Source organism: Burkholderia sp. BCC1644 (assembly GCF_902833225.1).
Classification (GTDB): Bacteria; Pseudomonadota; Gammaproteobacteria; order Burkholderiales; family Burkholderiaceae; genus Burkholderia.
The window spans coordinates 683,018-696,031 of the sequence record NZ_CADFEI010000002.1 but is presented as its reverse complement, the minus strand read 5'-3'; the positions used below and the strand labels follow the sequence as shown (position 1 = coordinate 696,031).

Below are 13,014 nucleotides of genomic sequence, written 5' to 3'. Positions count from 1 at the left end.
ACCAGCCACCCACCAGGCCCGGTGACAACACCCCCCGGATCATGACTGCGACTGGGGGCGGGAATCATGCCGGGCCTGGCTGGCCATAGCCCCGATTATCGGGGCGTGAAGATAGTAACGGGGCGCACCATGACGTTGCACACGGCGCGGACGATCGTGATCGGGGTATCGGCAACGGGACGTCGAATTCGTTCGTCATGCAGATCGATTCGCGAAATCGTCGTGGATCGATGCATGCGTCGTGCGTGCGTGACGTGCCGGTGGCCCGATCCGGGTCGGGCACGGGGCGCGGCATGGCCCGCGCGCCTGGTGCAACGGCGTGGCATTCCGTACCGCCGACTCGTCCGTTCGGGCCGCAATTCGGGCAGGGTATTCACCGATCGCGGCGCGGTTGCGTCGAAATTTTTCGACGTTAGAATCCCGCGCGCGTCCTGTATGTGCCGCGCGAAGGCGCGAGTGGCACCCCGCCCATCCTCATGCCGATGCGCGTTCACGGGAACTTGCCAGGATCGGCCCGGATCGGCCACCATTCGCTTCCGGCCCGACTGCGTCATCCCGCCGTGGTCCGGCCACATACCGACAGAAATGCCAGTCCGCACCGCACGGCCGACCGAATCGGCGCGCGCGACCGGCTTGGAGGAGAACACCCATGTCAGAAAAACATCGGATCCTGGTGCTGGACGACGATCCGGAAGTGCGCGTCTGGCTGAAGAGCGTGCTGGAAGAGGCCGGGTTCGAGGTCTCGGCCGTCGACAGCGCTGCCCGGATGCAGCAGCAGCTCGCGGCCGCGCCGCACGCGCTCGTGATTCTCGACCTGAAGCTGCGCGGCGAGGACGGCCTGACGGTGGCCCGCGAGCTGCGGCGCCGGTCCGACGTATCGATCATCATGATCAGCGGCCTGGGCGACGAGACGGACCGGGTGCTCGGCCTCGAGACCGCGGCCGACGATTTCGTCACGAAACCGTTCTCCGGGCGCGAACTGATCGCGCGGGTGCGCGCCCAGCTGCGGCGCACGATCGAGCTGTCGATGCCGCGCCCCGCGTCGAACGGCGGCGGCCCGCGCTACTGTTTCGACGGCTGGACGATGGACCTGGCCGCGCGCACGCTGACGCACAACGGCGGCCCGTGCGCGCTGACGCAGGGCGAATTCGAGCTGCTCGCGGCGATGGTGCAGCAGCCCTCGCGGGTCTGGTCGCGCGACCAGTTGCTCGAACATACGCGCGGCTTCGGCATCGACGTGTACGACCGGACGATCGACGTGCTGATCCTGCGCCTGCGCCGCAAGATCGAGCCGAACCCCGAGCAGCCGACCTATATCCGCACGCAGCGTGGCATCGGCTACGTGTTCGCGGTGCCCGTCTCGCGCGTGTGATGCGATGCGCACGACGGTGAGGCTGTTGCCGCCCTTGAGTGTCCGGGCCAAGCTGATCGCGACGTTTCTGCTGCTGTTCGGCATCACGCTCGCGGTCGTGGTGGTCGGCGTGCTCGGCATGCGCGCGAACCAGAACGCGCTCGACGAATACGAGGCGAACGTCGTACCCGAGATCGCCCGCGCGCTCGAGCTGTCGGACAAGGTCGCACAACTCGCCGCGGTCGCGCCGAGCATGATGCTGACCGATTCGCCGGACTTGCTGCACAACGACACCGAGCTGATGCGCGGCCTGCTCGGCGATATCCGGCGGCTGTCGCCGGGCTTCGGCAAACAGCCGGGCCCCGCCGCGAAGGCGGGCGAGCAGCTCGCGGTGATCGACGATCTCGACGCGATCGACCAGGATCTCGCCCGGCTGCTGATCGTGTCGGGCCGGCAGCGCCAGCTCAAGGAGGAGTTGAGCGCGCTGCGCCTCGCGAACGACCGTATCGGCGACGGCATCGCGCGCGACAAGAGCGTGATCGCGCAGCAGGCGCCGACGCTGCTCGAGATCTGGGCCCGTACGGCCGGTGCGCTGCAGGCGGCCAACGCGGCGGAGCTCGGCAGCGCGGAAAGCGACAACGAGGCGCTGTGGCTGCGCGTGCGCGAACGCGCCGAAGACCGCCGCCAGCCGGCGCTTGCCGAGGCGCTGCAGCAACTCGACGGCGGCGCGCGCAGCGTGTTCGCGGTGCGCCGCGAGTTTCTGTCGAGCGAAGCGCAGACGGGTTATCTCGTCACGCTCCTGCGCGGCCACGCGGATCACCTGAGCGGCAAGTCGGCGCGCTACGTCGAGCGCTTGCGGCAGATCGCCAGCGAGCGCAGCGACAAGGTGCGCAAGGTCGCGGTCTCCAGCCAGTCGGGCCTGTTGCTGCTGGCGGTTGCGGGCGTCGTGGTGGCGTTGCTCGGCGTCGCGTATGCGAGCCGCATCCTGCACAAGCTGCAGGCGATGACGCGCGTGATGGCGCGACTCGCGAAAGGGATCACGTCCGACCGGATGCCGTCGACGCACCGGCCGGACGAGATCGGCGAGCTGGCGCGCGCGTTCGAGGTGTTCCGCACCAACCTGATCGAGAAGGAGCAACTGACCCACGGGCTCGAGTCGCAGCGCCGCCTGCAGGAGTCGGTGCTCAACTCGATGAACGACGGGGTGTCCGTCCACGATACGCACGGCAGCCTGATCGCGTGGAATCCGACCTTCGCGACGCTGCTCGGGATCGACCCGGGCACGCTGTACGCGGGCCTGTCGCTCGCGATGCTCCGGCAGGCCATGCATCAGCCTGCGCGCTGGCGCCAGGTGTCGCGCGAGACCGCGACCCGCACATCCGACGGCGCACGCATTGCCGCGTCGGCCGAACTGCACCTGCGCGACCAGCGGACCCTCGAATTCCACTGCCAGCCGCTTCCGGACGGCGGCTGGGTGGCGGTCTGCCGCGACCTGACGAGCCGGCGCGCGGTCGAGGCCGAGTTGCGCCAGGCGCAGAAGATGGACGTGCTCGGCCAGCTGACGGGCGGCGTCGCGCATGATTTCAACAACTTCCTGGTCGCGATACTCGGCAACCTGGAACTGCTGCTGCCGCGGCTCGACGGCCAGCAGGATGCGCAGACGATGGCCGAGCGGGCGCGCCGCGCGGCCGAACGCGCGTCGCGGCTCACGCGGCGGCTGCTCGCGTTCGCGCGGCGCCAGCCGCTGCAGGCCGAACGCGTGTCGGTCAGGGCGATGCTCGCGGAGATGCTCGATCTCGTCGAATACTCGGCGGGCCAGCGAGTGGCCGTCGTGCTGGAGCCGGCCGCCGACGCGATGTGGGTGAACGTCGACCGCGGCCAGCTCGAGAACGCCGTCCTCAACCTGGCGCTCAACAGCGCCGCCGCGATGCCGGGCGGCGGGACGCTGGCACTGGCCGCGCGCCGCGCACCGGCGCCCGACGGTGCCGCCGCGCCGCACGCGATCGTGCTGAGCGTCACCGACACGGGTTGCGGGATCGCCCCGGTGCTGCTCGACAAGGTAATCGAGCCGTTCTTCACGACCAAGGCGGCCGGCGAGGGGAGCGGGCTCGGGCTCAGCAGCGTCTACGGCTTCGTGCGCCAGAGCGGCGGCGATCTGCGCATCCACAGCGAGGTCGGCCGGGGCACATGCGTGGAGCTGTGGCTGCCCGAGAGCGCCCCGCCCGAACGGCGCGGCGCGCCGGCCGCCGTCGCGGCCGCGCCCGTTGCCGGACAGGCCGGTGCCCGCGTACTCGTGGTCGACGACGATCCCGAGGTGCGCGACACGGCGCTCAGCCAGTTCGCGGCGCTCGGCGCGCGGGCCGACGCGGTGGCGACCGGCGACGCGGCATTGCGCTGGCTGGCCGAGCACGGCCCCGTCACGCTCGTGCTGTCGGACATCTCGCTCGGCGCGGGCGGCAGCGGCATCGCGTTCGCGGCGCGGCTCGCCGAGCGCTGGCCGGCGCAGCGCGTCGCGCTGACCTCGGGCCTGCCGCCCGAGATTCATCAGACCCATCCCGACTGGCGAGCCGACCTGCCGTTCGTGCCGAAGCCGTTCGATCTCGCGGCGCTCGCCGCGCTGCTGGGCTGACGCGCGGCGGCGATTGTTTCGATTGTTAATGGCGCGGCGCGTTTCCGAAATTTTCGATTAACCGGACTGGAGTCTCATAGACCCACGGCACCCGGCGACGCGCTCGCGACTCCGCGGCGCACGATTCGAACGATTCGAAAAAAACTGGAGACACCGAATGATGAAGCTCAAGGCAGGTTTGCTGACGATGGCGCTCGCGGTGGCGGCCGCCACGGCCACCAGCGCCGGCGCGGCGACGCTGCGGATCGCATGCGGCGCAGCCGGCGTCGACCAGGACATTTGCCAGGTCTCGGCGAAGCGGTGGGCCGAGAAGACCGGCAACGAAGTCGAGTTCATCAGCATGCCCAACAACTCGAGCGAAACGCTGGCGCTCTATCAGCAACTGCTCGGCGGCGGCTCGGACAAGATCGACGTGATGCAGATCGATACGGTCTGGCCGGGCATCCTCGCGAACCACCTGATCGACCTGAAGCCGTACAGCAAGGGGCTGGAAAGCCAGTCGTTCCCGAGCATCGTCGCGAACGACACGGTGAACGGCAAGCTGGTCGCGATGCCGTGGTTCATCGATACGGGGCTGCTCTACTACCGCAAGGACCTGCTCGACAAGTACCGCGTGAAAGTGCCCGCCACGTGGGAGGAGCTCGACGCCACCGCGCGCAAGATCCAGTCGGGCGAGCGCGCCGCCGGCAACGAGAAGGTCTGGGGCTACGTGTGGCAAGGGCGTGCTTACGAAGGGCTGACGTGCGCGGCGCTCGAATGGGTCAGCAGCTACAACGGCGGCACGGTGGTCGACGACAAGGGCCGCGTGACCATCGACAACCCGGGCGCGATCAAGGCGCTCGATCAGTCGGCGAAATGGGTCGGCACGATCAGCCCGAAGGCCGTGCTGAACTACGGCGAAGAAGAAGCCCGCGGCGTGTTCCAGGCCGGCAACGCCGTATTCATGCGCAACTGGCCGTACGCATGGGCGATCGCGAATCGCACCGGTAGCCCGATCAAGGGCAAGGTCGGCATCGCGCCGCTGCCGAAGGGCGGCGCCGACGGCCGTCCGGCTGCCGCGCTGGGCGGATGGCAGCTCGCCGTGTCGCGCTACTCGCCGAACCCGAAACTGGCCGCCGATCTCGTGATGTACATGGCGAGCGCGGAAGTGCAGAAGATGCGCGCGATCCAGGCGTCGTTCAACCCGACGATGCCGGCGCTCTACCGGGACAAGGACATCCTGCAGGCCAACCCGTTCATGGCCGATCTGCTGCCGACCTTCAGCACGGCGGTCGCGCGGCCGTCGACCGTGACCGGCGCGAAGTACAACCAGGTCAGCAACCAGTTCTGGAATGCCGCGCACGACGTGCTCGCCGGCAGCGACACCGCAGCGAGCGCGCTCGCACGGCTCGCCGCCACGCTCAACCGGCTCGCGCCGGGCGGTGTCTGGCACTGAGCGCCGCGGCGCGCGATTGATCGATCGGGCCGGCCTCCGCAGGGTGCCGGCCTGACAGGAGACATCGAATGAGAACCGGAAGCATCGAGATAAGTAGTAGTCCTGCGTTCGTGCAGGTGCCCGTCAAGGCCCGTGCCGGGCTCGCCCGAGCGCGCCGGCGCCAGGCGTGGCTGCTGGTGGCGCCCGCGCTGCTCACGCTGGCGGCCATCGCCGGCTGGCCGCTGCTGCGCACCGCGTGGTTCAGCCTGACCGACGCGCAGCTGTCGGACCTGTCGCAGCGTCATTTCGTCGGCCTCGACAACTATCTCGGCACAGCGGGCGTGCTGCGCGACCCGGCGTGGTGGCAGGCCGTCGGCAATACCGTGCTGTTCGCCGTCGTGTCGGTGGTGCTCGAGACGGCCACCGGCCTCGGCGTCGCGCTGCTGCTGGACGTGCCGTCGCGGCTGCGGACGCTGCTGCGCGCGGCCGTGCTCGTGCCGTGGGCGATCCCGACCGTCGTGTCGGCGAAGATCTGGAGCTGGATGCTCAACGACCAGTTCGGGATCGTCAACGCGATGCTGATGTCGATCGGCGCGATCCACGAGCCGCTCGCCTTCACGGCCGACGCGCGCCTCGTCTTCCCGACCATCGTGCTCGTCGACGTGTGGAAGACCACGCCGTTCATGGCGCTGCTGATGCTCGCCGCGCTGCAGACCGTGCCGCGCGATTGCTACGAGGCCGCGCGGGTCGACGGCGTGCCGCGCTGGCGCGTGTTCCGCTCGGTGACGCTGCCGCTGATCCTGCCGGGTGTACTGGTCGCGATGATCTTCCGCTCGCTCGACGCGCTGCGCGTGTTCGACCTGATCTACGTGATGACGTCGAACAGCCGGATCACGAAAAGCATGTCGATCTATGTGCGCGAACAGCTGATCGATTTCCAGCAGGTCGGGTTCGGGTCGGCGTCGGCGATGCTGCTGTTCGTCACGATCGTGCTGTTCACCATCGGCTACATGGCGCTCAGCCGCCGCCGGCTGCAGGAGGCGTGACATGAAGAAGCATCCGCTCGATATCGCGATTTACTGGCTGCTGTCGGCGCTCGTGCTGGTGATCGCGCTGTTCCCGTTCGTCTACATGATCGGTACGTCGATCAAGCATGGCGATGCGCTGTTCGATACGTCGCTGTTCCCCGCGAGCCCGTCGCTCGACAACTACCGCCAGCTGTTTCGCGGCCAGCCGTTCGGCGCGTACCTGCTGAATTCGGCGCTCGTCGCGGGCGGGGCCGTCGCTTTGTCGCTCGCCGTGTCGGTGCTCGCCGCGTACGCGCTTGGCCGCGTGTCGTTCCGCGGCCGCGGCGTGCTGATGATGTGCATTCTCGGCGTGTCGATGTTTCCGCAGGTCGCGATCCTGTCGGGCCTGTTCGAGCTGGTCCGCTCGCTCGGCCTGTACGACCACCTCGGCGCGCTCGTGCTGTCCGACCTGATCTTCACGCTGCCGTTCACGATCTGGATTCTCGTCACGTTCATGCGCGAGTTGCCGCGCGAGCTGGAGGAGGCGGCACTCGTCGACGGCGTCGGCGTGTTCACGCTGATCTTCCGGATCTTCATGCCGCTGCTGCGGCCGGCGCTGGCCGCAACGTCGCTGCTCGCGTTCGTGTCGGCCTGGAACGAGTTCCTGTTCGCGCTGACCTTCATGATCTCGTCGAGCCAGCGCACGGTGCCCGTCGCGATCACGATGATCTCGGGCGCGAGCAGCTACGAGTTGCCGTGGGGAACCATCATGGCCGCGTCGGTCATCGTCACCGTGCCGCTCGTGCTGCTGGTGCTGGTGTTTCAGCGGCAAATCGTCTCCGGCCTGACCGCCGGTGCGGTCAAGGGTTGACGCGTCTCGGCCCGAACAGGATCAAGAGGGAAAACATGAGTCAGATCAAGTTGAGCGGTCTTCGCAAGCAGTTCGGCACGACCCCCATCCTCAGCGACGTGAATCTCACGGTCGAGCCGGGCGAGTTCTGCGTCTTCATCGGTCCGTCGGGCTGCGGCAAGTCGACCTTGCTGCGGATCGTCGCCGGCCTCGAGGAGCAGAGCGAGGGCGACGTGTGGATCGACGGCCGTTGCGTCAACACGTTTGCGCCTGCGCAGCGCGACATCGCGATGGTGTTCCAGAGTTATGCGCTTTATCCGCACATGTCCGTCTACGAAAACATGGCGTTCGGCCTGCGTCACCTGCGTTTGCCGAAGGACGAGATCGACCGGCGGGTGCGGCTCGCTTCTGAATCGCTGCGCCTCGGCGAGCTGCTCGAACGCAAGCCCGGCGCACTGTCCGGTGGCCAGCGGCAGCGCGTCGCGATCGGCCGTGCGATCGTCCGCAAGCCGAAAGTGTTCCTGTTCGACGAGCCGCTGTCGAACCTCGATGCGGCGCTGCGCGTGAAGACGCGCGTCGAGATCGCGAAGCTGCACCGCAACCTCGACAGCACCAGCATGGTCTACGTGACGCACGACCAGGTCGAGGCGATGACGCTCGCCGACAAGATCGTGCTGCTGCGGCCGCTCGAAGGGCGCAGCGGGATCGCCAGCGTCGCGCAGATCGGCACGCCGCTGGACCTGTATCACCGTCCGGCGAGCCAGTTCGTTGCCGGCTTCATCGGCTCGCCCGCGATGAACTTCCTGCCGGCGAGCGTCGCGGCGGCCGGCAGCGGCGAGGTTCGCGTGCTGGTCCGCGACCATCCGCTCGGCGCCGACGTGTCCGGCGACGGCCTCGAGACGGGCGCCGCCGTGACCCTCGGCATCCGCCCCGAACACGTGCGGGTCGGGTCCGGCGCCGTCACCGGCCAGGTCGCGCACGTCGAGCAGATGGGCGAACACACCTATCTGTATCTCGACACGCCGCTGTGCGATCAGCCGATCGTCGCTAAGACCGATGCCGCCGGTGCGCGGGTCGGCGAGCGCCTGCGCGTCGATCTGCCGGCCGCCGCGCTGCATCTGTTTCATCCGGACGGACGCGCGGCGGTACGCACGCCGCGCGAGCCTGCCGCACCGGCGCTCGCGATCGCCTGAGCGGCGCGCGATACCCGGTACCCGGCGAATCCAGCTACAGGTTTCAGGCGGCCACGGCGCATGGCCGCTGTCGAATGGGCGCCAAATCATCGATAAAGGATAGTCATGCTAAACAAGAAGCTTTCAGTGATCGTATGGAACGAGTTCGAGCACGAACGGGAAAATGCGGGTGTGCGCGCGATCTATCCGGACGGGCTGCACCAGGTGATCGCCGCCGCGCTCGCCGAGACGCCGGCGCTCGGCCACGGTGCGCTGCCGCTCGAGATCGGCACCGCGACGCTCGACCAGCCCGAGCACGGCCTCAGCGAAGCGCGGCTCGCCGCATGCGACGTGCTGATCTGGTGGGGGCACAAGGCTCACGCGAAGGTCTCCGACGAGATCGTCGAGCGCGTGCAGCGCCGCGTGCTCGAGGGGATGGGCCTGATCGTGCTGCATTCCGGGCACTTCTCGAAGATCTTCCGCCGCTTGCTCGGCACGAACTGTTCGCTGAAGTGGCGCGAGGCGGCCGAGAAGGAACGGCTGTGGGTCGTCGAACCGTCGCATCCGATCGCGGCCGGGCTCGGCGAGTACTTCGAGCTGCAGCACGAGGAAATGTACGGCGAGCGTTTCGACATCCCGCAGCCGGACAGCACCGTGTTCATCTCGTGGTTCGAGGGCGGCGAGGTGTTCCGTTCGGGCTGCTGCTGGGAGCGCGGTCACGGCCGGATCTTCTATTTCCGCCCCGGGCACGAAGCCTACCCGACCTATCACGACCGCAACGTGCAGCGCGTGATCGCGAACGCGGTGCAGTGGGCCGCGCCGCGCGTGAACCTCGCCGATAGCTGCCCGAACTCGCCGCCGCTCGAACAGCTCAGCGAGAAAAGCCAGCAGTTCGCGCACGTCGGCATCCAGCAAAGCGCAGGAGACCTCGCATGAACGACGACTACAAGGTTGAGCTGCCGGAAGCGGCGGTGATTGCACGCGGCCGGCGCCTGCGCGTCGGCGTGATCGGGCTCGGGATCGGCAGCAAGCATATCGAAGGCTGGCGCGAGCATCCGGACGTCGACGTGGTCGCGATTGCCGACCCCGATGCGAAGCGGCTCGCGAAGGTCGGCGACGCGTTCGGCATCGACGCGCGCTACGCGTCGGCCGACGCGATGCTCGCGGCCGAGCGGCTCGACGTCGTCAGCGTCTGCACGCCGAACAAGTTCCATCGCGAGCTGACGCTCGCCGCGTTCGACGCCGGCTGCCACGTGCTGTGCGAGAAGCCGATGGCGCTGAACGCGGACGAGGGGCGCGAGATGCTGATCGCCGCGCAGCGCGCCGGCAAGCGGCTGATGATCAATTTCTCGTACCGCTTCAGCGCGCAGTCGCGCGCGCTGAAGGCGCAGGTCGAAAGCGGCCTGTTCGGCGACTTCTATTTCGGGCGGACGGTCTGGCATCGCCGGCGCGGGATGCCCGGCTTCGGTGGCTGGTTCGGCACGAAGGCGCTGGCGGGCGGCGGGCCGCTGATCGATCTCGGCGTGCATCGTCTCGATCTCGCGCTGTGGCTGATGGGCTATCCGAAACCCGTGTGGGTGATGGGCAGCACCTACGATCCGATCGCGCGCGAGCTGGCGGCGCGCGCGGGCAAGACCTTCGACGTCGAGGATCTCGCCGCCGCGATGATCCGCTTCGACAACGGCGCGACGCTCGCGCTCGAGGCATCGTGGGCGACCAACATCCAGGAGGCGGAGCTGATGGAAACCCGCCTGCTCGGCACGCGTGCCGGGCTGCTGCAGAAGAACCTGAACGAGGGCTACACGTTCGACGCGCACGTGTTCATCGAGCAGAACGGCGCGCAGTTCGACATGCGGCTGAATCCGCCCGCCGAAGGCGCGCATTCCGCGATGTACGACTACGCGGAGGCGATTCTGTGCGACGTCCCGCATCCCGCGCCCGGTGAGGAAGGGCTGATCGTGATGGAGATTCTCGACGCGATCTATGCGAGCGCGGCCGCGGGCGAGCCGATCCGCATTCACGCGCCGGGACCGGCAGCCGTCGACGCGGCGCCGGTGGTGGACCTCGACGTCGCCGGCTGACGTCGAGCGCCGATTTCGTACCGGGCCGGCGCGCGGATCGTCCACCGCGCCGGCCCGTCAGCAGCATGACGGACGACGCAGCACACACACCTATTCGATGACGCCGCGCATCGCACGCGGCGCACAGACAACGTTTGGAGACACGTTCATGATCGACGAAGCAGGCTGCGCCGCGCGCGGCGCAGCACGCACCCCGTTCAGGCTCACGCGGCTCGCCGCCGTTTTCTCGCTGGCCGTCGCATCGGCCGCGCTGCATGCGGCGCCGGACCCGGTCACGACGGTCGCCGCCGACAGCGCGCCGGGCGGGCTCTCGCAGGCCACCGGCGTCGTGCCGGCCGACACGAGCCCCGCCAACGTGGCGACGCCGACGCCGTCGTCGGCCTGGAACCAGCTGACGCCGTGGACGCAGTTCCATGGCTATATGCGGGCCGGCGTCGGCACGAGCGATGGTCATTCGCAGGCCTGCTTCCAGTTGCCGGGCGCACAGAGCAAATACCGGCTCGGCAACGAATGCCAGGTCTACAGCGAGCTGGAGATCGACCAGACGCTGTACAAGTTCTCGAACGGCATGCAACTGTCGGCGGTGGGGATGGCGAGCCTCGTCAACGATCTCGATCGCGCGCCGACCTTCAACGGCGATCACGGCCGCGTGCGCCTGCCGCAATCGTACGTGCAGCTCACGAACCTTCCGGGGCTCGACGACATGCGGATCTGGTTCGGGCGCATCTACTACCGGCGCAACGACGTCCACATGAACGACTTCTATTACTGGAACCCGAGCGGCCTCGGCGCGGGCGTCGAGAACGTGCCGATCGGCGGCGGCCTGAAGCTCAGCTATGCGCTGTTCCGCGAGGACTACATCGACCAGCCCAACTACGCGACGCGCCACGACCTGCAGCTGTCGGGCGTGCACCCGAACCCCGGCGGCGAACTGCAGTTCGGGCTGTCGTACATCCCGGCCCGCGCACCGGTGCTGAACGCGGGCGGCGTGCTGCAGGACGCACACAGCGGCTGGTCGTTCACGGTCCAGCACGTGCAGACCAACCTGCTCGGCGGCAAGAACAAGCTCGCGTTCCAGTACGGCGTCGGTCCGGGCACGGGCCTCGGCTACACGGGCACGCTGACCAACGACAACCGCTACAAGAGTTTCCGCGTGCTCGACGCGTTCGACTGGCAAGTGACGCGCGACTTCAGCGGGCAGGTGGTCGGCATCTACCAGCGCGACATCGCGCCGTCGGGCGGGTCGCAGACCTGGATCTCGATGGGCGTGCGGCCGGTGTACGCGTTCACGCAGCACATCAAGCTGCAGGGCGACCTCGGGCACGATCGCGTGACGCCGTCCGGTGGCCCGACGCGCACGCTGCTGAAGGCGAGCGTCGCGCTGACGCTGGCGATGGACCGCTCGTTCTGGTCGCGGCCGGAATTCCGCGTGTTCTACACGTACGCGCGCTGGAACCAGGCCGCGCAGGATGCGGCGGCGCCCGGCGATCCGCTGTCGACGACGGGCATCTTCGGCACGTCGCGCACGGGTTCGACGGTTGGCGCGCAGGTCGAATGGTGGTGGTGAGCGCGATGACGGAACGTTGTACGACGATATCGATGGGGGCCGATGCCGCGCCGTTCTCGCGCATCGTGTTCGGGATGTGGCGGATCGGCGACTGGGCGTTGTCGGTCCGCGAGCGACGTGCGCTGATCGAGGCGGCGCTGGAACTCGGCGTGACGAGCTTCGATCATGCGGACATCTACGGCGACTACACGGCCGAGGGCCTGTTCGGCGACGTGTTGGCCGATGCGCCGCACCTGCGCGAACGGATGCAGATCATCACGAAGTGCGGGATCCGGCTCGTGTCCGCGCGCCGGCCCGCGCACGGGATCAAGCATTACGACACGCGCGCCGCGCATGTCGTCGCGTCGGTCGAGCAGTCGCTGCGCGCGCTGCGTACCGACCGGCTCGATCTGCTGCTGCTGCATCGTCCCGATCCGCTGATGGATGCCGACGAAGTCGCCGCGACCTTCGACGCGCTCCGGCGTGACGGAAAGGTGAGGGCGTTCGGGGTATCGAACTTTACGCCGGCGCAGGCTGCGTTGCTGCAGGACCGCATGGCGGCACACGGCATGTCGCTCGCGACGAACCAGGTCGAATGCTCGCTGCTGCACGTCGCGCCGCTCGACGACGGCACGTTCGACCAGGCGCAGCACTGGCGCTGTCCGCCGATGCTGTGGTCGCCGCTCGCGGGCGGACGCCTGTTGACGGAGGCGTCGCCCGCCGCGACGCGGGTGCGCGAGAGTGCGACGCGGATCGGCGACGCGCTCGGCGTGTCCGCGACGACGGTGCTGTTCGCGTGGCTGCTCGCGCTGCCATGCCGGCCGCTGCCGATCGTCGGGTCGAGCCGGATCGCGGCGCTGCGCGAAGCGGTCGCGGCGACCCGCATCGCGCTCGGGCGCGAGCAATGGTTCGAACTGCTGGGCGCGGCGCGCGGCGTGGAGGTGCCATGACCGTTGCGATCGAC

The 13,014-nt window shown here is 68.6% G+C and carries 10 protein-coding genes; all 10 read left to right on the top strand.

From position 1 onward, the window contains the following. Positions 1-649 precede the first annotated feature (649 nt). The 10 genes from HWX87_RS06515 to HWX87_RS06470 all read left to right on the top strand — a co-directional run bounded on the left by HWX87_RS06515 (position 650) and on the right by HWX87_RS06470 (position 13,000). Positions 650-1,372, top strand: coding sequence for a response regulator transcription factor (locus HWX87_RS06515; RefSeq protein WP_176046332.1), 723 nt, complete (start codon positions 650-652; stop codon positions 1,370-1,372). Positions 1,373-1,406: 34 nt separating this feature from the next. Then, positions 1,407-3,980, top strand: coding sequence for an ATP-binding protein (locus tag HWX87_RS06510; RefSeq protein ID WP_244137608.1), 2,574 nt, complete (start codon positions 1,407-1,409; stop codon positions 3,978-3,980). 157 nt (positions 3,981-4,137) lie between these two features. Beyond that, positions 4,138-5,415 (top strand): ABC transporter substrate-binding protein, encoded by a 1,278-nt coding sequence (locus HWX87_RS06505; protein WP_176046330.1) that lies wholly within the window; start codon positions 4,138-4,140, stop codon positions 5,413-5,415. A 68-nt stretch (positions 5,416-5,483) separates the two neighbouring features. Beyond that, positions 5,484-6,440, top strand: coding sequence for a sugar ABC transporter permease (locus HWX87_RS06500; RefSeq protein WP_176046329.1), 957 nt, complete (start codon positions 5,484-5,486; stop codon positions 6,438-6,440). Position 6,441: 1 nt separating this feature from the next. Continuing rightward, on the top strand, positions 6,442-7,272 hold the full coding sequence (locus HWX87_RS06495) for a carbohydrate ABC transporter permease (protein ID WP_176046328.1): 831 nt from the start codon (positions 6,442-6,444) through the stop codon (positions 7,270-7,272). 35 nt (positions 7,273-7,307) lie between these two features. Beyond that, entirely contained in the window at positions 7,308-8,444 is a 1,137-nt protein-coding gene (gene ugpC, locus HWX87_RS06490) for a sn-glycerol-3-phosphate ABC transporter ATP-binding protein UgpC (RefSeq protein WP_176046327.1), read from the top strand. Between the two features lie 105 nt (positions 8,445-8,549). Further along, a complete protein-coding gene (locus tag HWX87_RS06485) occupies positions 8,550-9,359 on the top strand; it encodes a ThuA domain-containing protein (protein WP_176046326.1) in 810 nt (269 codons plus the stop codon). Then, positions 9,356-10,504, top strand: coding sequence for a Gfo/Idh/MocA family oxidoreductase (locus tag HWX87_RS06480; RefSeq protein ID WP_176046325.1), 1,149 nt, complete (start codon positions 9,356-9,358; stop codon positions 10,502-10,504). The genes HWX87_RS06485 and HWX87_RS06480 overlap by 4 nt, the downstream gene beginning before the upstream one ends. Positions 10,505-10,652: 148 nt before the next feature. Beyond that, the gene (locus HWX87_RS06475; protein ID WP_176046324.1) at positions 10,653-12,071 is read left to right on the top strand and encodes a carbohydrate porin; all 1,419 of its coding nucleotides are present in this window, start codon (positions 10,653-10,655) and stop codon (positions 12,069-12,071) included. A gap of 5 nt (positions 12,072-12,076) precedes the next feature. Further along, positions 12,077-13,000, top strand: a complete 924-nt coding sequence (locus HWX87_RS06470) for an aldo/keto reductase (RefSeq protein WP_244137607.1) — start codon at positions 12,077-12,079, stop codon at positions 12,998-13,000. The last annotated feature ends 14 nt before the right edge of the window (positions 13,001-13,014 follow it).